This window comes from Kribbella sp. NPDC049174 (assembly GCF_043197365.1).
Taxonomy (GTDB): Bacteria; Actinomycetota; Actinomycetes; order Propionibacteriales; family Kribbellaceae; genus Kribbella.
Map to the genome: position 1 here is coordinate 366,233 of NZ_JBICSZ010000007.1, position 24,271 is coordinate 390,503.

23 protein-coding genes are annotated in these 24,271 nt (G+C 69.4%); 18 read left to right on the plus strand and 5 right to left on the minus strand.

The features are described 5' to 3' along the window. Positions 1 to 19 precede the first annotated feature (19 nt). The 4 genes from katG to ACGFIF_RS31510 all read left to right on the plus strand — a co-directional run bounded on the left by katG (position 20) and on the right by ACGFIF_RS31510 (position 6,084). Entirely contained in the window at positions 20 to 2,239 is a 2,220-nt protein-coding gene (gene katG, locus ACGFIF_RS31495; protein ID WP_393159542.1) for a catalase/peroxidase HPI, read from the plus strand. A gap of 149 nt (positions 2,240 to 2,388) precedes the next feature. Then, positions 2,389 to 3,825 (plus strand): GuaB1 family IMP dehydrogenase-related protein, encoded by a 1,437-nt coding sequence (locus ACGFIF_RS31500; protein ID WP_393159543.1) that lies wholly within the window; start codon positions 2,389 to 2,391, stop codon positions 3,823 to 3,825. A 394-nt stretch (positions 3,826 to 4,219) separates the two neighbouring features. Beyond that, positions 4,220 to 5,029, plus strand: a complete 810-nt coding sequence (locus ACGFIF_RS31505) for a hypothetical protein (RefSeq protein WP_393159545.1) — start codon at positions 4,220 to 4,222, stop codon at positions 5,027 to 5,029. Between the two features lie 35 nt (positions 5,030 to 5,064). Then, a complete protein-coding gene (locus ACGFIF_RS31510; RefSeq protein ID WP_393159548.1) occupies positions 5,065 to 6,084 on the plus strand; it encodes a LuxR C-terminal-related transcriptional regulator in 1,020 nt (339 codons plus the stop codon). Positions 6,085 to 6,115: 31 nt separating this feature from the next. Here the strand turns inward: ACGFIF_RS31510 and ACGFIF_RS31515 are convergent, their stop codons facing one another. Genes ACGFIF_RS31515 through ACGFIF_RS31535 form a run of 5 tightly spaced genes read right to left on the minus strand, consistent with a single transcriptional unit; the run spans position 6,116 to position 11,190 of the window. Beyond that, the gene (locus ACGFIF_RS31515) at positions 6,116 to 8,332 is read right to left on the minus strand and encodes an NADP-dependent isocitrate dehydrogenase (RefSeq protein ID WP_393159550.1); all 2,217 of its coding nucleotides are present in this window, start codon (positions 8,330 to 8,332) and stop codon (positions 6,116 to 6,118) included. A 51-nt stretch (positions 8,333 to 8,383) separates the two neighbouring features. Beyond that, positions 8,384 to 9,058 (minus strand): pentapeptide repeat-containing protein, encoded by a 675-nt coding sequence (locus ACGFIF_RS31520; protein ID WP_393159552.1) that lies wholly within the window; start codon positions 9,056 to 9,058, stop codon positions 8,384 to 8,386. 31 nt (positions 9,059 to 9,089) lie between these two features. Continuing rightward, positions 9,090 to 9,932 carry an ROK family protein gene (locus tag ACGFIF_RS31525; protein WP_393159553.1) on the minus strand — a complete coding sequence of 281 codons (843 nt, stop codon included), beginning with the start codon at positions 9,930 to 9,932 and terminating at the stop codon, positions 9,090 to 9,092. Positions 9,933 to 9,956: 24 nt separating this feature from the next. Then, the gene (locus ACGFIF_RS31530; protein ID WP_393159555.1) at positions 9,957 to 10,661 is read right to left on the minus strand and encodes a hypothetical protein; all 705 of its coding nucleotides are present in this window, start codon (positions 10,659 to 10,661) and stop codon (positions 9,957 to 9,959) included. A gap of 1 nt (position 10,662) precedes the next feature. After that, entirely contained in the window at positions 10,663 to 11,190 is a 528-nt protein-coding gene (locus tag ACGFIF_RS31535) for a SigE family RNA polymerase sigma factor (RefSeq protein WP_393159557.1), read from the minus strand. 78 nt (positions 11,191 to 11,268) lie between these two features. On the opposite strand from ACGFIF_RS31535, the gene ACGFIF_RS31540 reads away from it, so the two are divergent. The 14 genes from ACGFIF_RS31540 to ACGFIF_RS31605 all read left to right on the plus strand — a co-directional run bounded on the left by ACGFIF_RS31540 (position 11,269) and on the right by ACGFIF_RS31605 (position 24,229). Next, on the plus strand, positions 11,269 to 12,105 hold the full coding sequence (locus tag ACGFIF_RS31540) for an alpha/beta fold hydrolase (protein WP_393159559.1): 837 nt from the start codon (positions 11,269 to 11,271) through the stop codon (positions 12,103 to 12,105). Positions 12,106 to 12,125: 20 nt separating this feature from the next. Continuing rightward, on the plus strand, positions 12,126 to 12,659 hold the full coding sequence (locus ACGFIF_RS31545; RefSeq protein WP_393159561.1) for a hypothetical protein: 534 nt from the start codon (positions 12,126 to 12,128) through the stop codon (positions 12,657 to 12,659). 56 nt (positions 12,660 to 12,715) lie between these two features. Next, entirely contained in the window at positions 12,716 to 13,426 is a 711-nt protein-coding gene (locus ACGFIF_RS31550; RefSeq protein WP_393159563.1) for a YcnI family protein, read from the plus strand. 2 nt (positions 13,427 to 13,428) lie between these two features. After that, the gene (locus tag ACGFIF_RS31555) at positions 13,429 to 13,941 is read left to right on the plus strand and encodes a copper resistance protein CopC (RefSeq protein WP_393159565.1); all 513 of its coding nucleotides are present in this window, start codon (positions 13,429 to 13,431) and stop codon (positions 13,939 to 13,941) included. A 98-nt stretch (positions 13,942 to 14,039) separates the two neighbouring features. Then, complete coding sequence (locus ACGFIF_RS31560; protein ID WP_393159733.1) at positions 14,040 to 14,975, plus strand: copper resistance D family protein; 936 nt, start codon at positions 14,040 to 14,042, stop codon at positions 14,973 to 14,975. Positions 14,976 to 15,021: 46 nt separating this feature from the next. After that, the gene (locus ACGFIF_RS31565; RefSeq protein ID WP_393159567.1) at positions 15,022 to 15,507 is read left to right on the plus strand and encodes a MarR family winged helix-turn-helix transcriptional regulator; all 486 of its coding nucleotides are present in this window, start codon (positions 15,022 to 15,024) and stop codon (positions 15,505 to 15,507) included. A 258-nt stretch (positions 15,508 to 15,765) separates the two neighbouring features. Next, the gene (locus tag ACGFIF_RS31570; protein ID WP_393159569.1) at positions 15,766 to 16,335 is read left to right on the plus strand and encodes an NADPH-dependent FMN reductase; all 570 of its coding nucleotides are present in this window, start codon (positions 15,766 to 15,768) and stop codon (positions 16,333 to 16,335) included. A 202-nt stretch (positions 16,336 to 16,537) separates the two neighbouring features. Further along, the gene (locus ACGFIF_RS31575) at positions 16,538 to 18,070 is read left to right on the plus strand and encodes an ABC transporter substrate-binding protein (protein ID WP_393159571.1); all 1,533 of its coding nucleotides are present in this window, start codon (positions 16,538 to 16,540) and stop codon (positions 18,068 to 18,070) included. Continuing rightward, positions 18,071 to 19,009: an ABC transporter permease gene (locus ACGFIF_RS31580; protein WP_393159573.1), complete on the plus strand. Its 939-nt coding sequence runs from the start codon at positions 18,071 to 18,073 to the stop codon at positions 19,007 to 19,009. After that, positions 19,006 to 19,884 carry an ABC transporter permease gene (locus ACGFIF_RS31585; protein ID WP_393159575.1) on the plus strand — a complete coding sequence of 293 codons (879 nt, stop codon included), beginning with the start codon at positions 19,006 to 19,008 and terminating at the stop codon, positions 19,882 to 19,884. Before ACGFIF_RS31580 ends, ACGFIF_RS31585 begins: the two co-directional genes overlap by 4 nt. Continuing rightward, positions 19,881 to 21,440: an ABC transporter ATP-binding protein gene (locus tag ACGFIF_RS31590; RefSeq protein ID WP_393159577.1), complete on the plus strand. Its 1,560-nt coding sequence runs from the start codon at positions 19,881 to 19,883 to the stop codon at positions 21,438 to 21,440. Before ACGFIF_RS31585 ends, ACGFIF_RS31590 begins: the two co-directional genes overlap by 4 nt. Continuing rightward, complete coding sequence (locus tag ACGFIF_RS31595) at positions 21,437 to 22,495, plus strand: pyridoxal-phosphate dependent enzyme (RefSeq protein WP_393159580.1); 1,059 nt, start codon at positions 21,437 to 21,439, stop codon at positions 22,493 to 22,495. The genes ACGFIF_RS31590 and ACGFIF_RS31595 overlap by 4 nt, the downstream gene beginning before the upstream one ends. 47 nt (positions 22,496 to 22,542) lie before the next feature. Continuing rightward, positions 22,543 to 23,295, plus strand: a complete 753-nt coding sequence (locus tag ACGFIF_RS31600; protein WP_393159583.1) for a phytanoyl-CoA dioxygenase family protein — start codon at positions 22,543 to 22,545, stop codon at positions 23,293 to 23,295. Between the two features lie 118 nt (positions 23,296 to 23,413). Then, entirely contained in the window at positions 23,414 to 24,229 is an 816-nt protein-coding gene (locus ACGFIF_RS31605; RefSeq protein ID WP_393159585.1) for a Rossmann-like domain-containing protein, read from the plus strand. The last annotated feature ends 42 nt before the right edge of the window (positions 24,230 to 24,271 follow it).

The window sequence follows — 24,271 nt, forward strand, 5'->3', positions numbered from 1 at the left end:
CCAGTCTGGAAGGAATCCGATGTCTGAGAACCATCCGCCGCTGCCGGCCGAAGCGAGCCCGGAGAGCGAGGGCAAGTGCCCGGTCGCGCACACCTCTCGTGCGCCGCACCCGACCCAGGGCGGTGGCAACCGGGGCTGGTGGCCGGAGCGGCTGAACCTGAAGATCCTGGCCAAGAACCCGGCCGTGGCGAACCCGCTCGGCGAGGAGTTCGACTACGCCGCCGAGTTCAAGACCCTCGACCTGGCCGCGGTGAAGCGCGACATCGCCGAGCTGCTGACCACCTCGCAGGACTGGTGGCCGGCCGACTTCGGTCACTACGGCCCGTTCATGATCCGGATGGCCTGGCACAGCGCCGGCACGTACCGGATCAGCGACGGTCGCGGTGGCGCGGGTGCCGGGCAGCAGCGGTTCGCGCCGCTGAACAGCTGGCCGGACAACGGGAACCTGGACAAGGCCCGCCGGCTGCTGTGGCCGATCAAGAAGAAGTACGGTCAGAAGATCTCCTGGGCCGACCTGATGATCCTGACCGGCAACGTCGCGCTGGAGTCGATGGGCTTCGAGACGTTCGGGTTCGCCGGCGGCCGCCCGGACGTGTGGGAGCCGGACGAGGACGTCTACTGGGGTCCGGAGACCACCTGGCTGGGCGACGAGCGCTACACCGGTGACCGCGACCTGGAGAGCCCGCTGGGTGCGGTCCAGATGGGCCTCATCTACGTGAACCCGGAAGGCCCGAACGGCAACCCGGACCCGATCGCCGCGGCCCGCGACATCCGCGAGACGTTCAGCCGGATGGCGATGAACGACGAGGAGACCGTCGCGCTGATCGCCGGCGGCCACTCGTTCGGCAAGACCCACGGTGCCGGTCCGGCCGAGAACGTCGGGGTGGAGCCTGAGGGCGCGCCGATCGAGGCGCAGGGCCTGGGCTGGAAGAGCACGTACGGCACCGGTAAGGGCGCCGACGCGATCACCAGCGGCCTCGAGGTCACCTGGACCACGACGCCGACCCAGTGGAGCAACAGCTTCTTCGAGATCCTCTTCGGGTACGAGTGGGAGCTGAGCAAGAGCCCGGCCGGAGCGCACCAGTGGGTCGCCAAGGACTCCGAGGAGATCATCCCGGACGCCTACGATACGGCGAAGAAGCAGAAGCCGACGATGCTGACCACCGACCTGTCGCTGCGCTTCGACCCGATCTACGAGCCGATCTCCCGGCGCTTCCTGGAGAACCCGGCCGAGTTCGCGGACGCGTTCGCGCGCGCCTGGTTCAAGCTGACCCACCGCGACATGGGCCCGATCGTGCGCTACCTCGGCCCGGAGGTCCCGGCCGAGACGCTGATCTGGCAGGACCCGCTGCCGGCGGTCGAGGGCGAGCTCATCGATGCCAACGACATCAACGCGCTGAAGGCCCAGGTCACCGCTTCGGGGCTGTCCGTCTCGCAGTTGGTCTCCACCGCATGGGCGGCGGCGTCGTCGTTCCGCGGCAGCGACAAGCGTGGCGGTGCGAACGGTGCCCGGATCCGCCTCGAGCCGCAGAACGGCTGGGAGGTCAACAACCCGGACGAGCTGGCGACGGTGCTGAGCACGCTCGAGAGCGTTCAGAAGTCCTTCAACGCCGCCGGTGGCAGGCAGGTCTCGCTGGCCGACCTGATCGTCCTCGCCGGTACGGCGGGTGTCGAGGCGGCGGCCAAGAGCGCCGGGTACGACGTCGAGGTCGGCTTCACCCCGGGCCGGGTGGACGCCTCGCTGGAGCAGACCGATGTCGACTCGTTCGCCGCGCTCGAGCCGACCGCGGACGGGTTCCGCAACTACTACGGCAAAGGCAACCGGCTGCCGGCCGAGTACCTGCTGCTCGACAAGGCGAACCTGCTGACCCTGAGCGCACCCGAGCTGACCGTCCTCGTCGGCGGCCTGCGCGTCCTGGGTGCGAACTACGACGGCTCCAAGCTCGGTGTCTTCACCGAGACCCCGGGCTCGCTGACCAACGACTTCTTCGCGAACCTGCTCGACCTGGGCACGGAGTGGACCGCGGTCGACGACAGCCAGGAGGTCTTCGAGGCCCGCGACGCCTCTGGTGAGGTCAAGTGGACCGGCACCCGCGCCGACCTGGTCTTCGGCTCGAACTCCGAGCTGCGCGCCCTCGCCGAGGTCTACGCAAGCGACGACGCGAAGGAGAAGTTCGTCAAGGACTTCGCCAAGGCCTGGACCAAGGTCATGGAGCTCGACCGCTTCGACCTGCGCTGAGCCACATCGCGCCTGACCTGACCAAGACCGGCTCCCTCACCCCGAGGGAGCCGGTCTTGTCCTGGGTGCGCTGACGACGTCGCTTGTTCGTGGTCGGGGCGCGTGTCAGGCTGGCGGGGCTCGGAACCGTTCGTTTGAAGGAGATTGCCATGCGGTTTCACCATGATCGGGAGCCTGCTGGGGATCTGACTTTCAGTGACGTGTTCCTGGTGCCGAACCGGTCCAGGGTCGCGTCGCGGCTGGACGTGGACCTGTCCACGAGTGACGGCAGCGGTACGTCGATTCCGATCGTCGCGGCCAACATGACCGCGGTGTCCGGGCGGCGGATGGCCGAGACGATCGCACGCTGCGGCGGGCTGGCGGTGATCCCGCAGGACATCCCGGTCGACGTGGTCGCCGAGGTGGTTGCCTGGATCAAGCAACGGCACACCGTGCACGACACCGCGCTGGTGCTGCCGCCGACCGGGACCGTCGGCGAGGCGCTGAACCTGCTGCCGAAGCGTGGCCACAACGCGGTGATCGTGGTCGACGACGGGCGGCCGGTCGGCGTGGTGACCGAGGCGGACTGTGCCGGCGTCGACCGGTTCACCCAGCTGGGCGGGATCATGTCCCGCGAGCTGCTGACCCTGCCGGCCGGGATCGACGCCGAGCAAGCCTTCGACCTGCTGCACGACGGCCGGCACCGGCTGGCGCCGGTGGTGGACGCCGACGGCACGATCGTCGGCATCCTCACCCGCCAGCGCGCGCTCCGGGCGACCCTGTACGAGCCGGCGGTCGACGCGAACGGGAAGCTCCGGGTCGCCGCCGCGATCGGGATCAACCGCGACGCCGAACAGAAGGCGAAGGCACTGCTCGACGTCGGCATCGACGTCCTCGTGATCGACACCGCGCACGGGCACCAGGAGCGGATGATCGAGGTGCTCAAGCAGGTCCGCGGTCTCGAGCCGCAGGTGCCGGTCGTCGCCGGGAACGTGGTCACCGCCGAGGGGGTCAGCGACCTGGTCGCCGCCGGCGCGGACATCGTGAAGGTCGGCGTCGGACCGGGCGCCATGTGTACGACGCGGATGCAGACGGCCGTGGGGCGGCCGCAGTTCTCCGCCGTACTGGAATGCGCCGAGCGGGCGCGCCAGCTCGGCAAGCACGTCTGGGCGGACGGCGGCGTCCGGCATCCGCGCGATGTCGCGCTGGCGCTGGCCGCCGGGGCGTCGAGTGTGATGATCGGGTCGTGGTTCGCCGGGACGTACGAGTCGCCCGGCGATCCGCATCGCGACAACGACGGCCGGATCTACAAGGAGAGCTTCGGGATGGCGTCGGCCCGCGCGGTCCGGTCACGGACAGTGGAGGACACGCCGTTCCAGCGGGCCCGGAAAAGTTTCTTCGGCGAGGGAATCTCGACCGCCCGGATGTACCTCGACCCGGACCGCCCGAGCGTCGAGGACGTCCTCGACTCGATCGTCTCCGGGATCCGGAGTTCCTGTACGTACGTCGGTGCCGCCGATCTGGCCGAGTTCCACGAGCGGGCCGTGGTCGGCATCCAGACCGCGGCCGGCTACACCGAAGGCAAGCCGCTCGATACCAGTTGGTGACAGGAGCGTTCCGTCGGACGGCGATTTCCGGCCCGGAACGGTTGCGTAAACGACTACGGAGAGTCTCATCCCCGGGGTGAGATTGAGGAGACAACGATCTCATGCCCCGGGCGATAGGCAGGCCTCAGCCAAGGTGGCACCGTGTAGTCAACGGGGGGTGGAGGTGAGGACGCCGAGCAGACTGTCGGGGGGTCGCCGATCTCGCAGGGGGCGTGGGATCGAACGACGCGGGGGCTCACAGCACAGGCGTCCCGAACCGTAGTTGCGGGTGGTGGTGTGGAGTTCGACCGAGGCTTGGGAGGGCGACTCGGGAACTCGGACCCACCACCCGCGACTGCTTTGTACGGACAGTAATCGTGTGCGGCGCGCCGGCTCTTGGTGAGAGAGTCGGGGCGTGACGGGCGCAGCGAGGACCGGGACCGCACCGGCGGCGGTCGAGATCGTGTGCGACGAGTCCGGGTACGAGGGGGAGAAGCTGGTCGGTGGGGTGACCGACGTCTTCGCGCATGCGAGTGTGCGGATCGACGAGGAGACCGCGGCCGGCTGCATCACCGAGTTACGGCTGCGGATCCGGTCGCCGGCGACGATGTACAAGGCCAACCATCTGCTCAGGTCGAAGCACCGGTCGGTGCTGCTGTGGCTGCTCGGGCCCGACGGACCGCTGCTCGGCAACGCGCAGGTGTTCCTGGTCGACAAGACCTACTTCCTGGCCGCTGAGCTCGTCACCTTCCTCGGTGCCCGGCCGGCGCTGACCCGGTTCCTGTACGACGCCGGCCGCCGGACCGCGGACGCCGAAGCGTTCCTGGTCGCGGCGAACGATTTCCTCCGGACCACGTTCCGGGACGAGCAGCCGGTCGTCTCGCCGCTCGATCCGTTGATCCCGGCGATCGTGCGGGCCGTCGAGCACTGGGGTGCGGGCGGACAGCCGGTGGCGATCGCGCACGACCGGCAGACCACGTTGTCGGCCGAGCGCGTCTTCACGCTCCGCCGGTCGGCGCCGGGGTTCGCCGGGCTGGAGCAGGTCGACTCGTTCACCGACCAGCGGGTCCAGGTCGCCGACTTCCTCGCCGGAGTGGCCCGCAAGATCGCCTCGGACCAGCTGAAGGGCTCCGACGACGCCGAGGTCAGCGCTCTGCTCCGCCCGTACCTGGATCCCGAGTCGCTCTGGATCGACGAGCCGTCGTGGACCAGACTGACACGCTAGCCCTTGGCAACCGTCGGAGTACGGCGGATAGTCGAGTGATCGATACAGCAGCGTGGGGAGCCGATGTCGTGGAAGGAGACAAGGCGGCCGCTCCGCTGCGGGTTGATGCCGAGACCGCAATCATCCTGCGCGAGGCGTACCACAAGATCGAGGCGTTGTTCCGCGCCGACCACTACGGCCTGTACGACTACGTGCGGGTGGTGGCCGGCAAGATCGCCCGTGTCGACACCTTCTTCGTCGGATTCCTGCAGGGCACCAGCCGGGTCCGGTATCCCTACGGGTACGACGACGGCCGGTACGTCGACCCGGACACGCACATCTTCGGCCCGAACGGCCAGACCGCCTGGCTGCTCCAGCACCGGCGTACCTATCGCCCCGCCTACGACCACGGAGCCGCGCTGCATGCCGGCGTGGCGATCGGGGAAGTCGGGCGGAGGTCGGAGGACGCGGTGACGGTGCCGATCTTCCGGCCCGCGAAAGACGGCCCCGAGCAGCTCTTCGGGATGCTGTCGATGCAGAGCTATGTGCCGAACAGCTACGACGACAACGCCATCCGGGCGTTCGAGTGGCTCGGGGGCGTGGTGGAGCGGGTGCTGACTCGGGAGGGCGAGGACCGGGAGGCGCTCCGGCGGCTGCCGGCCGGCGACGCCGGGCCGAATCTGCTGACGTCCGACCACGTGATGGAGTACCTGGCGCACCGGGTCGGGTCGATCCGGGAGATCGCGGTCGAGGCGATGGACGAAGCCGACGTGACGGCCGCGGTCCGGAGCCACCTGACCCGGATCATCGACGCCACCGAGCACATCCAGTCCGAGCTGATCGAGATGCTGATGGACACCGACGAGGGTCCGGAGCGCCGGTACGCGAGCCTGACGAAGGCTCAGCAGGGTGTCGCGGTCCGCCTGGTGGACGGTATCGACAACGATCAGCTGGCCGCGGAGCTCGGTATCAGCCCGAACACCGTGAAGACCCACCTGAGCGCCATCCTGCGCAAGTACGGCATGGCCAACCGCGCCCAGGTGGCCGACGACGTCCGCAGGTACCTGGCCCGGTGACCGCATTGGTCACCGGGCGCTGTTGTGCGGGTCAGAGGGAGGCGAGGGCTTCGTTCCAGGTCTTGGACGGGCGCATGACGGCGGCGGCCTTGGCTGGGTCGGGCTGGTAGTAGCCGCCGAGGTCGACCGGGCTGCCCTGGACGGCGAGGAGCTCGGCCACGATCGCCTCCTCGTTCGCCGCGAGGGTCTCGGCGAGCTGGGTGAACTCCTTGGCCAGCTCGGCGTCGTCGGTCTGCTTGGCCAGCTCCTGGGCCCAGTACAGGGACAGGTAGAAGTGGCTGCCGCGGTTGTCGATCCCACCGACCCGGCGGGTCGGCGACTTGTCCTCCTCGAGGAACGTCGCGGTGGCCCGGTCCAGGGTGTCGGCGAGGATCTGGGCGCGGGCGTTCCCGGTCGCCTGAGCCAGGTGCTCGAAGCTCGCGGCCAGCGCGAAGAACTCACCCAGGCTGTCCCAGCGCAGGTAGTTCTCCTTGACCAGCTGCTGCACGTGCTTGGGCGCCGACCCACCCGCGCCGGTCTCGAACAGACCGCCGCCGGCCATCAGCGGGACGACCGACAGCATCTTCGCGCTGGTGCCGAGCTCGAGAATCGGGAACAGGTCGGTCAGGTAGTCGCGGAGCACGTTGCCGGTCACCGAGATGGTGTTCTCGCCGCGGCGGATCCGCTCCAGCGACAGTTTGATCGCGTCGACCGGGGCCAGGATCCTCAGGTCCAGGCCTTCGGTGTCGTGCCCGGTCAGGTACTCGTTGACCTTCGCGATGATCTGAGCGTCGTGGGCGCGGGTCTCGTCCAGCCAGAAGACCGCCGGGTCGCCGGTGGCGCGGGCCCGGGTGACGGCCAGCTTGACCCAGTCGCGGATCGGGTCGTCCTTGGTCTGGCAGGCGCGGAAGATGTCACCGGCCTCGACCGCCTGCTCGAGGACGACGGTGCCGGCGGCGTCGACCAGCCGGACCGTGCCGGCAGTGGCGACCTCGAACGTCTTGTCGTGCGAGCCGTACTCCTCGGCCTTCTGCGCCATCAGGCCGACGTTCGGCACCGAGCCCATCGTGGCCGGGTCGAAGGCGCCGTTCGCGCGGCAGTCGTCGAGGACGACCTGGTAGATGCCGGCGTAGCTGCTGTCCGGCAGCACCGCGAGGGTGTCGTGCTCCTGGCCGTCCGGACCCCACATGTGGCCGGAGGTGCGGATCATGGCCGGCATCGAGGCGTCCACGATCACGTCGGACGGGACGTGCAGGTTGGTGATGCCCTTGTCGGAGTCGACCATCGCCAGCGCCGGGCCGTCAGCCAGTTCGGCGTCGAACGAGGCCTTGATCGCGGCGCCTTCCGGCAGCTCGGCGAGCCCGGACAGGATCGCGTTCAGCCCGTCGTTGGGGGACAGGCCGGCGTTCGCGAGCGTCTCGCCGTACTGCTCGAAGGTCTTCGGGAAGAAGGTGCGGACCGCGTGGCCGAACACGATCGGGTCGGAGACCTTCATCATGGTGGCCTTCAGGTGCAGCGAGAACAGGACGTCGTCCGCCTTGGCCCGGGCGACCTGCGCGCCGAGGAACTCGCGCAGCGCGGCCACGTGCATGACGGAGGCGTCGACGACCTCACCGGCCAGCACCGGGACCGACTCGCGCAGCACGGTGGTGCTGCCGTCCTCGGCCACCAGCTCGATCCGCAGGCTGCCGTCGGCCTCGATCACGGCCGACTTCTCGGTCGAGCGGAAGTCGTTCTGCCCCATGGTGGCGACGTTCGTCTTCGACTCGGCGGTCCAGGCGCCCATCCGGTGCGGGTGGGCCTTGGCGTAGTTCTTCACCGAGGCGGGTGCGCGGCGGTCGGAGTTGCCCTCGCGCAGCACCGGGTTCACCGCGGAGCCCTTGACCTTGTCGAAGCGGGCGCGGATGTCGCGCTCCTCGTCGGTCTTCGGCTCGTCCGGGTACTCCGGCAGCGCATAGCCCTGGCTCTGCAGCTCGGCGACCGCGGCCTTCAGCTGCGGGATCGAGGCCGAGACGTTCGGCAGCTTGATGATGTTCGCCGCGGGCGTCTTGGCCAGGTCGCCGAGCTCGGCCAGCGCGTCCGCGATCCGCTGGTCGTCCTTCAGGTACTCCGGGAACACCGCGAGGAGCCGTCCGGCCAGTGAGATGTCCCGGGTCTCCACCCGGACACCGGCCTGACCGGCGTACGCCTGGATCACGGGGAGGAACGAGTACGTCGCCAGTGCGGGGGCCTCGTCGGTGTGGGTGTAGATGATCGTCGAGTCAGTCACAGCCCCACCCTAATAGGCGCCGCGTCCGCCGCCGCCCCCACGTGGGCAGGCTCACGCTCCGTCGAGCTCGTCGGGATGGGCGAGCTTGATCTGGAGGGCCGAGGCCAGGGCGGTGGTGACGGCGAGCATGTCGATCGGGGAGGCGTTCGCGATGGTGGCACCGGCCAGGCTGCCGATACCGCGGGTGCCCTCCCAGGTGCAGTCGACGAAGGTGGCGCCGGCCGCCTTGACCTGGGAGAACTCGGCCGATGTCAGGTCGCAGCGCCGGAACACCGTGCCGCTCAGATCCGCGGAGACGAAGTCCGCGCTCTGCAGCCGGCAGTCGCTGAACTCGACCTTGACGAACTTCCCGAACCGGAACGACGCGAAGTCCAGCACGCAGTCGCGGACGGTGACGTGCTGGAGGCTGGTCCCCGGCGCGGCGAAACCGGTGAGCCGCGAGGAGGCGATCGCGAGCCGGGTCACGGCGGCGTCGGACCAGCGGGCGTTGGCGAGATCGCACTGGGACAGCTCGGAGTCGACCAGGATCAGCTTGTCCAGGTCCGAACCGCCGAGCTTGCACCGGGTCAGCCGGCAGCCGCTGAACTCGACGTGCTCGGCGACCACGTCGCTCAGATCGACGTCCTCGAGCGCGAGGTCGAGCAGCCGGGTCTCGTCGTCGATGTCGTCCGGTGCGGGCGAGGCGGGGTCGAGCTGGGTGCGTAACCGTGGTGCGGCGATCTTCATGACGCCGACCGTAACCAGGGCTGCCGACAGTTCAGCGCGACCGGAGGTAGTGCGCGGCGGCACCGATCAGGGCCGAGTGCTCGGTGTCCTTGGTGGCCGCGACCTCGACGTCGAACACCTCCCGGATGATGTCGAAGGCACCGGAGATCGAGCCGCCCAGCACCACCTTCGTCACCCCGAACCGTTCCAGCCACGGTTTCAGCGCAGCCGCCAGTACGCCGAACGCGTCGAGCAGCACGTCCCGCGCGTCCTCGGCTCCACCCCGGGCTCGTTCGGCGATCTCTTTCACGCCGATCTCCGGTTCCTCGCTGCCGGTCCGGTCGAAGTACGCGCGCAGGATCGCCCGCGCGGAGATCGAGTCCTCCAGCGGCTTGCCGTCGTACGACGTCTTGTAGAGCTCACCGCCCGGCGGCACGGTCTCGCCCTCGCGCACCACCCATCCGTCGGCGAGGAACGCCGTACCGATGCCGGTGCCGATGGTGACGCCGACGCAGCGGTCGATCCCGCGGACCTGGCCGGCCGTCCACTCACCGACCGCGAAAGCCTCCGCGTCGTTCATGAACAGGATCTCGTCGAGGTCGAGCAGGTCGCGCAGGCTCTCGCCGACGTTGTAGCCGTAGAGCTGGTCGAACTTGCCCTGGCCGCGGTACCAGGCGATCCCGGTCGCGACGTCGAACGGGCCGGGCAGTGCCACCGCCAGACCCTTTGCCAACGGCAACTTCCGGGCCGCGGTCGCGAGTTGCCCGAGGACGATCTCGGCCGCCAGTTGCGACTCCAGATCCGCCCGCTCCACCACGTCCACGGCCCAGGTGTCCGACGACACCACCGCGGCCGTCACGTGGCTACCTCCGACCTCCAGCACCGGTACATCCATGGGCCCATCATCCCTGACCGGGGATCACCACTTGCCCACGGCATCGAGTCGGCCGCGCGCGTCGTAGATCCGGATCACCGCGGTCGGCATCGCTCCGGGCCAAGGCCGCGCCTCGATATGCCGGTAGACGAAGAAGTCGGCCTTGGCCACCCCCTCGCCGCTCTGGCCGTCGCCGGTCTCGACGACGACCTTCATCGCCTCACCGTAGGCCCGGCCGAAGACGGTCGTCATACTCCTGGTCGCGTCGATCGGGCTCTTGCGCAGCAGCACGCCGCCGCGGCCGCCGGTCGGCACGGACAGCGCGACCTCCGGCTGGGTGACGCAGAAGGCATACATGGCGATCGCCGCGTTCTTCTCGCCGGGCTGTCGCCGGATGGAGACCGACCCGTAGTCGTCGGTGATCGCGAGCACCTCGGACCAGGCCCAGGCCTCGGACCCGAGCACCCGTCCGTTCGACGCCGTACAGAGCTTGTAGTTGTCCTGCGGCCGGTTCGGACCGGTCGGGGCGGTGGTGGGTTGGGCCGCCGGGTCGACGCCACGCAGGTCCTGAAGGTCGAGTACGACGGTGACGCCGGCGAACAGGAGGACGAGTGCGGCGACCAGCGAGCCGGCCAGCCTGCGGTTCCGCACCCGCCGACGCCCCGCGGCGACCAGTGCGGCCGGATTCGGCGTGAAGCTGTCCGGCCGCTCGGTCGCGCGGTCCATCAGGTTCTTGAGCTCACGCGTCATATCAGCCTCCCAGTCCGGCGAGGTCGGAGAGTTCCGCGAGGGCGGGATGGGTGCGCAGCTTGTCGAGCGCCCGCAGTGTCTGGCTCTTGACCGTTCCGGGCCGGCACCCGAGTACGGCGGCCGTCTCGTCGACCGAGAGCTCGTCGAAGTACCGCAGTACGACGCACGCGCGCTGGCGGGTCGGGAGTTCGGCCAGGGCCTGGGTGATGACGATGCGGTTCTCCAGCATGCCGAGCGGGTTGGCGGGATCGGGCTCGGCGGCGAAGTACCCGTCACCGCCGACGACCTCCTGGCTGGACTTGCGGCGCAGGCCGTCGAGCGTGGTCGAGACCACCACCTTGCGCGCGTACGCGCCGACGCTGCCCTTCCGCTGGATCCGGCCCCAGACCCGGTACAGCCGGATCAACGCCTCCTGGGTCGCGTCCTCGGCCCGCTTCCAGTCCCCACACAGTAGGTAAGCGGTCCGGCACAGTGCGTTGGCCTGATGGGTCACGAAGTCGACGTAGTCCGCCTCTACGTCGCTCTTCACCGTCAGCCTCCCCCGGGTCGTCAGTTATGAACGTGACGACAACTGCATTTGGTTGCACGAGTGCGGCAGACTCTTTTCGTGCATGAGCTCATGCTCGACGGTGTGGGGTTCACCTATCACGTCCACGGCACCGGCCCGGTGTGCCTGGTCTACCCCGGCGGCCCCGGATTCGACTGGCGCTACCTGCGGCTGCCGATGCTCGAGGAGCACCTGACGACGGTGTACGTCGAGCCGCCCGGCAGCGGGAACTCCGGCCTACTGGCCGACGGCGACTACTCGATCGAGCGGTACGCGTCCTTCGCCGACCACCTGGCCCGGCACCTCGGGGAGTCGAAGGTCTTCCTGCTCGGCCACTCGCATGGCGCGTTCGTCGCCCTCCAGACCGCACTCGACCACCCCGCCCGGCTGGCCGGGATCATCGTGTACGGCGGTGCCGCCTTCTACGGCCGCGAGCTCTTCGATCAGGCGTACCGCAACATCGAGGCGTGGGTCGCCGGCCGCCCGCCGGGAGACCCGCTGTCGGAGCAGGTCGTCCAGGCGTGGCACGACGATCCGCCGGAGCCGGAGGCCCACATGGACGCGTTCCGGCGGCTGCTGCCGATGTACTTCAAGGACTACGCGTCGATCGAGGACCGGCTCACCGACTGGCGGAACGCCCTCGCCATCACCCTCGACCCGAACCGGCAGGAGGAGCACTGGGACATCCACGACCGGCTCGGCGAGATCGCCGTACCGACGTTGGTGCTGGTCGGGGTGGCGGACTTCATCACCCCGTTGAACTCGGCGCAGGAGTTGTCCGACGGGATCCCTGGTGCCGAGCTGGCCGTTCTTCCCGGGAGCGGGCACTTCGCCCACCTCGAGGAACCGGACGACTTCCGGAACTCCGTCCTGGGCTTTGTTCGTAGAGTGTCTTGATCGGCACCTGAGGGGACAGCATGCCCGCGGAGAGCAGAGCGACCTCCGTGGTCGCGGCGCTGAGCGTCGTGATCGCGGTGGTCGGCCATGTGCTCGCGGGTGGTGGGCCGGTGCCGTTCAGGGTGGTCGCACCGCTGCTGGCTCTGACTGGAGTGTGCTGGCTGCTCGGTGAGTACCTCGCCGGCGAACGCCTGCTGTCCGGCCTTGTCCTCGCCGGTGTGCAGCTCTTCGTCCACGTCACATTGGATGCAGCGCACACCGGGCACGAGACGATGCATCGTGGGATCGGTGGCAGTCTGTTCATGACCGCGGCCCACCTGGCGGTCCTCCTCGCCGGGGTCCTGGCGATCAGCCAGGCCCATCAGTGGATCTACCGCGTCCTGCGGATCTTCGCGCGCCTGCTGCCGGTCCTTCCCGTCCTGGTCCCGGTACGGCGGTACGCCGCCGTACTGCTCTCGGCACCCGCACAGCCCCGACTGCTGCAACGGTGGCTGACTGCGAATGTCTCCCGGCGTGGACCGCCGCTCACCCGAGTGATCCCAGTTCCGTCCTGACCGGCCCGCGTCGCATCGCGGTCCGGTGAAACTCGTGTGACCGCGAAAGGTCCTTCATGTCCAAGAGGTTCGTCCTGCGTGCCGCCGCGATCGCCGCGGCGTCCACGCTCGTTCTGGCCGGTGCCGCCACCTCGGCGTCGGCCCATGTCACGGTGTCGTCGCCGGACGCCAAGCCCGGCGGGTACGCCAAGCTGGTCTTCCGGGTCCCGACCGAGTCCGACACCACCAGCACCACCAAGCTCGTCGTCTCGCTGCCCAAGGACCACCCGTTCGCCCACGTCGGGGCCCTGGTGAAGGACGGGTGGAAGGTGGAGAAGAAGACCGAGAAGCTGGCCGCGCCGGTCAAGGTCGGCGACGTCAACCTGTCCGAGGCGGTCACGACGGTCACCTGGACCGCCACCGGCGCAGGCATCCCGCCGAACGACTTCGACGAGTTCGCGCTGTCGGTCGGCCGGATTCCCGAGGGCGTGGACGCGCTGAGCTTCCCCGCCGACCAGACGTACAGCGACGGCGAGGTGGTCAAGTGGGCCGAGGCCGCCAAGGACGGCGCCGACGCGCCGGAGCACCCGGCACCTACGCTGAAGCTGGCCGCCGCGATCACCCCGGTCGCCGCGACCACCGCCGAGAGCACGGACTCGTCCGACCCGGTGGCGCGCTGGCTCGGCGCGGGTGGATTGGCGGTCGGCCTGCTCGGACTCGCCTTCGGCCTGCGGCCACGCAAGGCCGCACCCGTTGCCGATGCCGGTACGACGAAGGCACAGTCGTAACCGTGCGTCGATTGATTGCTGTTCTGGTGGCGTCGCTGCTCGCCCTGGTGGTTTCCACCGGGGTGGCGGCGGCGCACGCCAAACTCGAGTCGATGACGCCGGCCGACGGGTCGTCGATGGCCGCGCCGCCGACCCAGGTGGCGCTGACCTTCAGCGAACCGGTCGGCAGCAACGGCACCCAGGTCCAGGTGAAGTCACCCAGCGGGAAGAACGTCGCCACCGGTGACGTGCAGGTGCTCGACAACAAGGTGACCCAGCCGGTCGGAGCGATGATCGAGGCCGGCCGGTACCAGGTCGACGCCCGGGTGGTGTCCGCCGACGGTCACCCGATCACCGTCACCGGCTCCTTCACCGTCACCCACGCCGGCCACCCGGCAACCCAGCCGGCCGGCACCACGACACCCGCCGACGAGGGCAGTTCGAACGCGGTCACCATCGTCGCCATGTTCCTCGTCATGCTGGTCGTCGTCGCCCTGGCCGTCGTCATCGTCCGTCGCCGTCCGGCCTCCCAATGAGCGCCGGCTCGCCCAGTCCGGTCAGCGCGGGGCAGGGGAGCGACCGACGGTCGGGCTGGGTGCTCGCCGCCGGGATGGTTACGGTCGGCATCGTGGTGATGGTCGTTGCCCTGGCCGCCGCGGGTGGTGCGCCGCAGCGACCACCCGAAGGGCTGATCGGCGCCGGAATGCCTTTGTCCTGGTCGGTTCCGATCCTGCGCTTCGTTGCGGACGCGGCTGCCATCGCGACCGGCGGTGCGCTGCTGGCCGTCGTACTGTTGCTTCCGGCAACTGATGGGAAGCTCGGTCCGCAAGCGCTGCGAGCGTGTCAAGACGCGGCGGTTGCGGCCGGTGTGTGGGCGGTAGCGAGTATCGGCGGACTGGTCACGTCCGCGGCTGTGATCCTCGGCATCCCGCTGTCCCACCTCGCCGACCACGCGTCCGCGGCGGGCGAGCTCGACCAGGTCAGGGCACTCGCGGTCGCCGTCGTACTCACGGCGATCCTGGCTGTGATCCTGAGCGGCTGCCGCACGACCCGAGGAGCCCGCTTCGCCGTCGTCCTGACCGCGGCGGCGCTGACTGGGCCGCTGCTCACCGGTCACGGCGCGATCGACCGCACCGGCTTCTGGTCGGTCCTCGCGACCAGTTCTCTGGTCGTGCATGTCTTCGCGGCAACCGCATGGATCGGCGGTCTCGGCGCCGTACTGCGCTATGCCCGGGAGCGGCACGCGGTTGAGCAGTTCAGCCGGTTGGCCTTGGTTTGCGCGATCGCGGTGGGCGTCACCGGGCTGTTGACGGGCGAGATCCACCTCGGCGACCGGGAAGACGGCTGGGGCCTGATCACGCAGTGGGTGACGAGCGGGTACGGCGCTCTGGTCTTCGCCAAGACGGTCGCGTTCGCCGTCCTCGTCACGGTCGGCTGGTGGCATCGGCGGACGACCCTCCCGGACCTCGCGGCGGGGGATCCGGCGGCCTTCCGGCGGTTGGCGGTCGTCGAACTGCTGATCATGGCCGGGACCGTGGGGCTGGCCGTTGCCCTGTCGCGCACGCCCTGAGCGTCGTACTCGGTGATATGTCAACAGAAGTCCGTATGATGGTTGAATGACGGAACCACGGTGGCTGGACGCGCGCGAGGCGCGTCTGTGGCAGTCGTACCGTGACGCGTACCGCGAGCTGATGCGCGCGCTGGAGAGCCGGCTGATCGGCAATTCCGGTCTGTCCGGCGCCGACTATGCCCTGCTGCACCCGTTGTCCGTCGCCGAGGAAGGGGTCCTGCGGACCCGCGATCTCGGCCGGTCGGTGGGCTGGGAGCGGAGCCGGTTGTCGCACCAGGTCAGCCGGATGGAGAAGCGTGGCCTGGTCTGCCGCGAGGAGTGCGTCTCCGACGCCCGCGGCTCGATGGTCCGCCTCACCGACGTGGGCCGCAAAGCCATCGACGCGGCCGCACCGGATCACGTCGACGCGGTCCGGACGTACTTCTTCGAGCAGTTGAGCCGCGAGGAGCAGGATCAGCTCGCGGGCCTGCTGGACCGCATCGTCGCGAAGATCCCCGCGGACCCCTGCGCGTCCGCGGACTGCGACGAGTAGTCACCTCCGGCCCTCCGGCCCTCCGGCCCTCCGGCCCTCCGGCCCTCCGGCCCTCCGGCCCTCCGGCCCTCCGGCCCTCCGGCCCTCCGGCCCTCCGGCGCGCCCCCTCCCTCCCTCCTTCCTTCCTTCCTCCCCCTTCCTCTCGCCGTCTCGGCAGGAGAGAGTTCCGATGAACGAGTTGACATGTCATCTCGAAACGCTATTTTGGTGACGCATCATCAAACAGCCTGCGGGCTCCCTCCTTCCGAAGGAACTGTCATGCCCAAGATCGCGATCATCCTCGGCAGCACCCGCCCCGGCCGGAACGGCGAAGCCGTGGCCAAGTGGGCGCTGGACCTCGCCAAGCAGCGCGGTGACGCCGAGTTCGACCTGATCGACATCGCCGACTACAAGCTGCCGCACCTGGACGAGGCGATCCCGCCGTCGATGGGGCAGTACACCCAGCCGCACACGCTGGCCTGGGCGCGGACGATCGACAGCTTCGACGGGTTCGTCTTCGTCACCCCGGAGTACAACCACTCCACCTCCGGCGCGCTGAAGAATGCGATCGACTTCCTGTTCAAGGAGTGGAACGACAAGGCGGCCGGCTTCGTCAGCTACGGCGCGGTCGGCGGCGCCCGTGCGGTCGAGCACCTGCGGCTGGTGATGGGTGAGCTCAAGGTCGCCGACGTACGCAATCAGGTCACCCTGTCGCTGGCCACGGACTTCAAGAACTACAGCGAATTCGCCCCGGCCGAGTACCAGGAGCCCGCGCTGCACGCGATGCTCGACCAGGTTGTCAGCTGGAGCAACGCCCTGGCCGGCGTCCGGGCTGTTCCGGCGGCCTGAGGCCGCGAAACCGGTGGTGACTCCCGGTACTCGGAGGTAAGGGCTGGTGACACGCCGTCACGGAGCGCAGGAGGTGGGTGAGCCGGAAAGAATGAACTCGTCTCGTTCGGATGCGCGCTGAATTTGACAACGATTTTCATTAACGGCAGGATCTCTCCCCGACGGCGACCTCGTCGGGACCTCTACCGTGAAGGAAACGCGCATGTCCGATGCTCTGAACAGGCGAGGATTCCTGGGGCTGGCCGGTGGACTGGGACTGGCGGCACTGACCGGGTGTGGATCGGACGGCCAGGCAGCCGCCCAGCCCACGCAGGGTGGGCGGCTGCGGGCCGTGTACGCCGGCGGCGGGGCGAAGGAGGTGCTCGACCCGCACGTCCAGAGCCTGTTCGTCGACATCGCGCGGCACAAGGCGATGTACGAGAAGTTGGTCGAGCTCGGCCCCGACCTGAAGCCCGTGCCGCGGCTGGCGGAGAAGTGGGAGAGCGACGCGCAGGCGACGACCTGGCGGTTCATGCTCCGGGACGCGACCTTCCACGACGGCGCCAAGCTGACCAGCGAGGACGTGCTCTACAGCCTCGCCCGGATCGCCGACCCGAAGGTCCCCGAACGCGTCGCCCAGTCGTCACTCGCCACCCTGGATCTGCGCCGCAGCAAGGCGATCGACCCACGCACCGTCGAGGTGACCCTGTCCGCGCCGAACGCCGAGTTCCCGGCGCTGCTGGCCGGGATCGGCACCCAGATCGTCCGCGACGGCTTCACCGACCCGACCAGGCCGATCGGCACCGGTGCGTTCCGGTTCGTCTCGTTCGACGCCGGCCGGTCGATGGTCGCCAGCCGGTACGACGACTACTGGGACGACCCGGCGCGGATCGACGAACTGCACATCCTGTCCGCCGATGCGGAGGCTCGGGCGAACGCCGTACAGGGTGGACAGGCCGAGTACGCGAACGACATGACCGCGACCTTCGCCCGGACGGCGGAAGCCGGCAAGACGGTCCGGATCGTCGCGGCGAAGGCCAGCACGATGCAGGCGTTCGTGATGAAGTGCGATCAGCCGCCGTTCGACAACCCGGATGTGCGGATGGCCTTCAAGTTGCTGGCCGATCGGCAGCGGCTCGTCGACGTGGTGCTCGCCGGTCGTGGTGCCGTCGGCAACGACCTGTTCGGCAAGGGCTACCAGTACTACCCGGACGGCCTGCCGCAGCGGGAGCGCAACGTCGACGAGGCGAAGGCGCTGCTGAAGAAGGCCGGTCTGGTGAACAAGGAGATCGAGATCTTCACCGCCGACGCGTCGGCCGGGTTCGTCGAGGCGGCCACGCTGTTCGCCGAGCAGGTCGGCGAGGCCGGGGTGAAGCTGAAGGTCACCACCGGCAGTCCGCAGACCTATGCGAAGGACCTGCTCACCAAGGGTGTCATCGGCAACCATCGGTCCGGTGCGATGCCGATCCCGCAGTACGTCACCGACCGGCTGCTGACCAAGTCGCCGTTCAATGTCACACACTGGCGCCGGTCCGCCTTCGACGCGGCGTTCGCGGCCGCCCAAGTGCTGACCGACGAGGCGGCGAGGTCGGCCAAGTACGGCGAACTGCAGAAGACGCTCCGGGACGAGGGGGGCATCATCGCCTGGGGCCTGCCGGACTACCTGGTCGCCGTGTCGGCCAAGGTGCAGGGCGTGCAGGCGGTCCCGCCGAACACCCTGGACTCGGGCCGGTTCGACAAGGTGTGGCTGGCCTGAATGCGGTCGTACGCAGCGCAACGCGCCGCACTCGCCGTCGTCCAGCTCGCCGTACTGTCCGTTCTCGTCTTCGTCCTGACCGCGCTGCTTCCCGGTGACGCGGCAGAGATGCGGTTCACCGAGACGCTGACACCTTCGCAGGTCGATCAGTTGCGCGCGCAGCTCGGACTGGATCAGCCGGCGGTCGAACGGTTCACGCACTGGTTCGGCAACGTGCTGACGGGAGACCTCGGTACGTCGCTGATCAGCGGCGGACCGGTGATCGACATCGTCAAGGACTCGGTCGGCGCGACGCTGGTGCTCACGCTGGCCACCCTGGCGGTCGTGGTCCCCCTGGCCGTTGCCCTTGGCATCGTGATGGGCACGCGCGAGAACGGTCGGCTGGACCGCGCGATCACCTCGGTGACGCTGGCGTTGAGTGCGATCCCCGACTTCGTCATCGCGGTGCTGCTGGTGGCGGTGTTCTCGCTGAAACTCGGGTGGCTGCCGGCGACGTGGATCGGTGGTGATCTGCTCGCCAGCCCCGTGTTGCTGGTGCTGCCGGTCGCGGTGCTGCTCGGGCGGACGGTCTGTCTGCTGTCCCGGCAGGTCCGGGCCGGAACCATCACGGCCCTCCAGGCGGAGTACGTCGTACAGGCTCGGCGGCTCGGGGTTCGGCGGCGACGGTTGCTGCTGCGGCATGTGCTGCCGAACGCGGCCGTGCCGGGGGTGCAGGAGTTGGCGCGGACCGGAGACACCTTGCTGGGCGGGGTTCTGGTGGTGGAGGCGATCTTCGCGATCCCTGGGTTCGCGACGGCGCTCGTTGACGGGGTGGAGACGCGGGACGTGCCGGTCGTGCAGGGGCTGACGCTGGTGCTCGCGGTCGCGGCACTGGTGATCAACCTCGGCGCCGACCTCGTTTGCAACCGCTTGGTCCCGCGCACGGAGCTGCTCCGATGAGAGCGCGAGTGCGGTCCGGCGCTTCGGCCGCGCGGACGCGGTCCGGGGTGCGTGCGGCCCGCACGCGGTCCGGGATGCTGGCGGCCAGCATCCCGGTGGCGGTGTCGACTGGGTTGGTCGTCGTGCCGCTCCTCGTCGCCGCCCTCGGCCCGCTCATCCAGCTCCGGGCCGCGCCCGGCCTTCCTTACTCCTCGGAGGGAGCGCTCGGCACCGACGGGCTCGGGCGGGATGTGCTGCAACTTTTGCTGAACGGCGGTCGGACCGCGCTCGGGATGGCCTTCGGTGCCGTCCTGATCGCCTACCTCGTAGGCGGCCTCATCGGGCTGACGTCGGCATCCACCCGGCACCGCTGGCTCGACGAAGTGTTGATCCGGCCGCTCGATGTCCTGCTGCCGTTGCCGTCCCTCCTGGTGATCAGCGTGGTCGCCGTCGGCTGGCGGGCGTCGGCGTTCGCGATCACCCTGGCCGTTGCCATGGTCAACGTTCCGACCGTCGCCCGACTCGTGCGCGCGGCCGCCCTCGACGCGGCCAGCGGACCGGTCGTGGAGGCGCTCCGGATGCAGCGGGAGAGCTGGTTCGGCATCCACCTCGGGTACGTCGGTCGCGCCGTACTGGGCCCGGTTGCCGCCGACATCGGTACCCGCATCACCCTGGCCGTCTTTCTCGTCGCCTCGGTGAACTTCCTCGGCCTCGGGTTGAGCCCGACCGCCCCCGACTGGGCGGTCAGCGTGTCGCGGAACCGTGAAGGGCTCCTGCTCCAGCCGTGGGCGGTGATCGCACCTGCCTTGATGCTCGTGTCCTTCACGTTGGGCTTCAACCTGCTGGCCGACCGCCTCGTGCACCGGTCCCGCCGCCTGGTCGAGGTGAGCAGATGAGCGCGCTGGTTCGCGTGAGCGACCTCGCGGCGAGCGCCGGGTCGTCGGTTCTTGTCGACGGCGTCTCGTTCGACGTGTGGCCCGGGCGGGTGACGGCGTTGGTTGGTGCCTCGGGATCGGGCAAGACCACCTCCGCTCTTGCCTTGCTCGGTGAGCACGGGAACGGTGTGCGGCTCGAGGGTACGGTCGAGGTCGACGGCCAGGTGGTTGTCAACGGCAACGGGCCGACGGCTGCGGCGTCCGCCGTCCGCGGCCGGGTGGTGGCGTACATGCCTCAGCATCCCGGCAGCGCACTCAACCCCGCGCGCCGGATCGGCAAGACCTTGCAGGAGCTGGAGCGCCTGCATCGCCCGGGCGAGGACGTTGTGCCGGAGGCGTTGCGAGCGGCGCAGCTCCCCGACGATCGCGCCACGCTGCGACGATTTCCGCATCAGTTCTCCGGTGGGCAGCGGCAGCGGACCGCGTTGGCGCAGGCGCTGACCTGCCGGCCGAAGGTCCTGGTGCTGGACGAGCCGAGCACCGGCCTGGACTCGATCACCCGGCTGCAACTGGTCATCGAGCTGGAGGATCTGGCGACGAGTGGGCTCGGCATCCTGCTGCTCAGCCACGACCTCGACCTCGTCCGGTCGCTGGCCGAGCACGTCGTCGTATTGTCCGCCGGGCAGGTGATCGACTCCGGTGGTCCCGAGGTGCTCCCGGCCGCGCTCGAACTGCGGCCGCTGGGAACGCCGAGCCGGGGCAAACCGTTGCTCCAGGCAATGAACCTGTCGGCGTCGCTGCGCCCGCGCGGCCGTGATCCCATCCTGCAGGACGTCGACCTCGCCGTCAGGCCGGGGCAATGCGTCGGCATCGTCGGTCGCTCCGGCAGCGGCAAGACCACGCTCGCCCGCTGCCTGGCCGGCCTGCACGAGCGCTTCACGGGCCGGATTCTCCTGGACGGCGATGAACTGCCCGTCCTGCGGAAGCGATCGCTGGAACAGAACCGCCGAGTCCAGTACGTCTGGCAGGAGGTCCGCGGCTCGTTCGACGAACGCCGTCCGGTGGACCAGCAGGTCGCGCGCACAGCCCAACGCCTGCGCGGCCTCGCCTTCAAGGAAGCCCACGCCGAAGCGGTCTCGACCCTGGCACGGCTGGGCGTCTCGGCCATCACCGCGGCCCGGCCGCCGAGCCGGCTGTCCGGCGGTGAGTTGCAACGCGCCGCACTCGCCAGGGCTGTCCTCGCGCACCCCGACGTACTGGTCTGCGACGAGATCACCACAGCCCTCGACGACCGCGGTACGACGCTCGTCGTCGAACTGCTCGCCGAGCTGAGGGAGCGCGGGACCGCGCTGGTCTGGATCGGCCACGACCTCGGCCTGGTCGCGGCGGTGTCCGACCAGGTCCTGGTGATCGACGCCGGCCGGGTGGTCGAGCACGGTCCACCCGCGAGCGTGATGACCGCGCCGGCATCCGAGCTGACCCAGCGGCTGGTGAGGGCCGCGCGGATCGGACACACCCCAGAATCTCCGCCCGTGCTGACCACCTGTGCCGACACGAGGAGCGAACCGCGCCGATGACGCGACTGCACGACCACCTGGCGGAAGCGATCAAGGACCCGGACCCGATCCGGGTCGGTGCCGCATCCGGGGACGACCTGATCTGCCTGCGGTTCGAGACCATGAAGGTGTACTCCGCGCTCGGCGCCGTACGCCACCTGCTGGAGACCGGCGCCGTCCGCACCGGCGACACGCTGATCGACAGCTCGAGCGGGATCTACGCGCACGCGCTGGCGCTGGCCTGTCACCGGTACGGGATGAAGTGCCACATCGTCGGCTCCACGACCGTCGACCGGACGCTGCGGATCCAGCTGGAGATCCTCGGCGCGACCGTCGAACAGGTGCCGTCGTCGAACAACCTGCAGCTGGACCAGAACCTCCGGGTCCGGCGGATCGGCGAGATCCTGCGCGACAACCCGACGTACCACTGGATGCAGCAGTACCACGACGACATCCACTATCTCGGGTACGGCGCGGTGGCCGACCTGGTGAACGACGTGGTGCCGACCGGGCCGCTGTGTCTGGTCGGCGGGGTCGGGACCGGTGCGTCGACCGGTGCGATCGCGGAGTACCTGCGCAATCGCGGGCGCGACGTCAATCTGGTCGGGGTTCAGCCGTTCGGCAGCATCACGTTCGGGGCCGGGCACACCCAGGATCCGGAGATGATCATCGCCGGGATCGGCAGCTCGATCGAGTTCCGGAACGTGCGGCACGAATTGTACGACCGGCTGCACTGGGTGTCGTTCGACTACGCGATGTCGGCGGCGGTGGACCTGCTCCGGACCTCTGGAGTCTTCGCCGGGCTCTCGGCCGGAGCGGCGTACCTGTCGGCGCTGTGGGAGCACAACTGCGACAGCAGCCGCAAGCACGTCTTCCTGGCCGCCGACACCGGGACGCGGTACGTCGAGTCGGCTTTTGCCCGTCATGCCGAGGCGCGGCCGATGGCGTCGATGCGGCCGCGGGAGATCGACTCGCTGGACGAGCTCGCGGTGCCGTGGTCGGCGATGTCGTGGGACCGGCGGGATTCGGCGCTGGCCCGGCGCGAGGAGTTCCCATCTGCGACGCCGTCGCATTAGTCTGGGTGTGTGCCTGACTGGGGCGGCGGGGCGGGGAAGGAATCTGCATGGCGTATGTGCTGCTGCCTGAGTTGTTCGCGGCAACGGAAGTGGAGCGGTTGCGGGACGTGGTCGAAGAGGTGCACGCGGGCGTCGTGCAGGCGGCCGAGTCCGGGGAGACCGACGTGACAGTCTGGCCGGACGGGCACCGGCTGGAGAAGGTGCGCGGGACAACGGTCCACTGGGAGTCGGACGCGCCGGGGAAGGCCGTGCGCAGTCTGTCCCCGGTGTCGCAACTGCATCCGGCGCTGGAGGCGTTGTGGGACGAGCCGCGGCTGATTGCGCCGATGAGTTCGCTGATCGGTGCGACGGCCGGGCGGTTCGTGGCCAAGCTAAACTTCAAGCGGGCCGGGGTCGGCTCGGAGTTCGCCTGGCACCAGGACTTTCCGTACTGGTACTGCTGTGCCGGGCCGGCGGCGTACGACATCGCGACCGCGATCGTGATGCTGGACGACAACACTGTCGCGAACGGTGCGATGACGTTGATTCCGGGGAGTCCCGCGGAGGGTCCGGTCCGCCGGGATCCGTTGGACCCGACCGGCCTGCTGGTGGATCCGCTCGCCGTCGACGCGTCCCGCGCGGTCACGGTGGAGGCGCCGGCCGGGTCGGTCCTCATGTTCCCCGGGCTGATGGTGCACCGCTCGGCGCCGAACCGGACCGCCTCCGATCGCCGCTCGCTCCTGTACTGCTTCCAGCCCGCGGGTCGTCCCGAGTTGTCCGCCCTGACATACGACCCCGAAAGGCTCTCCGATCTCCCATGACTGTGCTTTTGGCCGGGCCTCCGGCACCGGCGTGGTCATGGGGCCTTGGCTCCCGGCCTTCCCTCGTCGCTTCAGTCGCTTCGCTCCCTCCGCTCCTCAGTCCAGGCCGGGAGGCCCCATGACCGCATCCGTGACCGCCCTCACCTCCTCCGTCCTCTCCGGCTCACTCGGTGTTCGTCCTGCTGAGTTGTCCGTCACCAGTGCCTTCTGGTTGCACCACACGACCCGGTTGCCCGGTGCGGACGTCACCTATCGGAACTACTACGTGCTGCTCCGGGTCGGCGAGGTCTTCGGTGCGTGCTCGTTCGAGGCGGGCGAGCTCGATCCGTCGTACTGCGCTGACACCTCGGGGCTGACGATTCAGGACCTGTTGTCCTCGGACGGGGTTGCCGTGCCGGTCCGGATCGCGGCGCTGGACGCCTACCTGGCCGCGGTCGAGCCGCATCACGCGTCGCCGCTGGCCGAGGAGATCGTGCTGCCCGCCGGTACGCCGGACGTGCGGGCGCGGGCCCGGGATGCCGCCGTCGCCGGGTTGCTGGATGTTGCCGAGGGCACCAAGGTCGCGTTGATCGGCGTGGTGAACCCGCTCGTCGACGCGATCACCGCGCGCGGCGGAGTGTGTCTGCCGTGTGATTTCAACCTGCGCGAGACCGCGTCGGGGCTGCCGGTTTCCCGCGACATGACGGAGGTTATCGACGCCGCCGACGCTGTCGTGGCAACCGGAATGACCTTGTCCAACGGGTCATTCGACGTCCTCCTCGATCGTTGCCGTCAGCAAGAGAAGCCGCTGGCGGTCTATGCTCAGACCGGAAGCGCCGTGATCCGGTCCTTCCTCGGTTCCGGCGTCACAGCCCTCTCCGCCGAACCCTTCCCCTTCTCCCAATTCAGCTCCCGCCCGAGCAGCCTCTACCGCTACCCCAGGACGGACACATGAGCAGCAGTACCCCGAATCCCGCGCCTGCCGCCAGTCCTCGCC

What these genes read in the sequence shown, in the direction of transcription:
- katG (WP_393159542.1), top strand. Translation starts at nt 20, where the DNA reads ATGTCTGAGAACCATCCGCCGCTGCCGGCCGAAGCGAGCCCGGAGAGC.
- ACGFIF_RS31500 (WP_393159543.1), top strand. Translation starts at nt 2,389, where the DNA reads ATGCGGTTTCACCATGATCGGGAGCCTGCTGGGGATCTGACTTTCAGT.
- ACGFIF_RS31520 (WP_393159552.1), bottom strand. Translation starts at nt 9,058, where the DNA reads ATGAAGATCGCCGCACCACGGTTACGCACCCAGCTCGACCCCGCCTCG.
- ACGFIF_RS31525 (WP_393159553.1), bottom strand. Translation starts at nt 9,932, where the DNA reads ATGGATGTACCGGTGCTGGAGGTCGGAGGTAGCCACGTGACGGCCGCG.
- ACGFIF_RS31530 (WP_393159555.1), bottom strand. Translation starts at nt 10,661, where the DNA reads ATGACGCGTGAGCTCAAGAACCTGATGGACCGCGCGACCGAGCGGCCG.
- ACGFIF_RS31545 (WP_393159561.1), top strand. Translation starts at nt 12,126, where the DNA reads ATGCCCGCGGAGAGCAGAGCGACCTCCGTGGTCGCGGCGCTGAGCGTC.
- ACGFIF_RS31550 (WP_393159563.1), top strand. Translation starts at nt 12,716, where the DNA reads ATGTCCAAGAGGTTCGTCCTGCGTGCCGCCGCGATCGCCGCGGCGTCC.
- ACGFIF_RS31560 (WP_393159733.1), top strand. Translation starts at nt 14,040, where the DNA reads ATGGTCGTTGCCCTGGCCGCCGCGGGTGGTGCGCCGCAGCGACCACCC.
- ACGFIF_RS31565 (WP_393159567.1), top strand. Translation starts at nt 15,022, where the DNA reads ATGACGGAACCACGGTGGCTGGACGCGCGCGAGGCGCGTCTGTGGCAG.
- ACGFIF_RS31570 (WP_393159569.1), top strand. Translation starts at nt 15,766, where the DNA reads ATGCCCAAGATCGCGATCATCCTCGGCAGCACCCGCCCCGGCCGGAAC.
- ACGFIF_RS31575 (WP_393159571.1), top strand. Translation starts at nt 16,538, where the DNA reads ATGTCCGATGCTCTGAACAGGCGAGGATTCCTGGGGCTGGCCGGTGGA.
- ACGFIF_RS31580 (WP_393159573.1), top strand. Translation starts at nt 18,071, where the DNA reads ATGCGGTCGTACGCAGCGCAACGCGCCGCACTCGCCGTCGTCCAGCTC.
- ACGFIF_RS31585 (WP_393159575.1), top strand. Translation starts at nt 19,006, where the DNA reads ATGAGAGCGCGAGTGCGGTCCGGCGCTTCGGCCGCGCGGACGCGGTCC.
- ACGFIF_RS31590 (WP_393159577.1), top strand. Translation starts at nt 19,881, where the DNA reads ATGAGCGCGCTGGTTCGCGTGAGCGACCTCGCGGCGAGCGCCGGGTCG.
- ACGFIF_RS31595 (WP_393159580.1), top strand. Translation starts at nt 21,437, where the DNA reads ATGACGCGACTGCACGACCACCTGGCGGAAGCGATCAAGGACCCGGAC.
- ACGFIF_RS31600 (WP_393159583.1), top strand. Translation starts at nt 22,543, where the DNA reads ATGGCGTATGTGCTGCTGCCTGAGTTGTTCGCGGCAACGGAAGTGGAG.
- ACGFIF_RS31605 (WP_393159585.1), top strand. Translation starts at nt 23,414, where the DNA reads ATGACCGCATCCGTGACCGCCCTCACCTCCTCCGTCCTCTCCGGCTCA.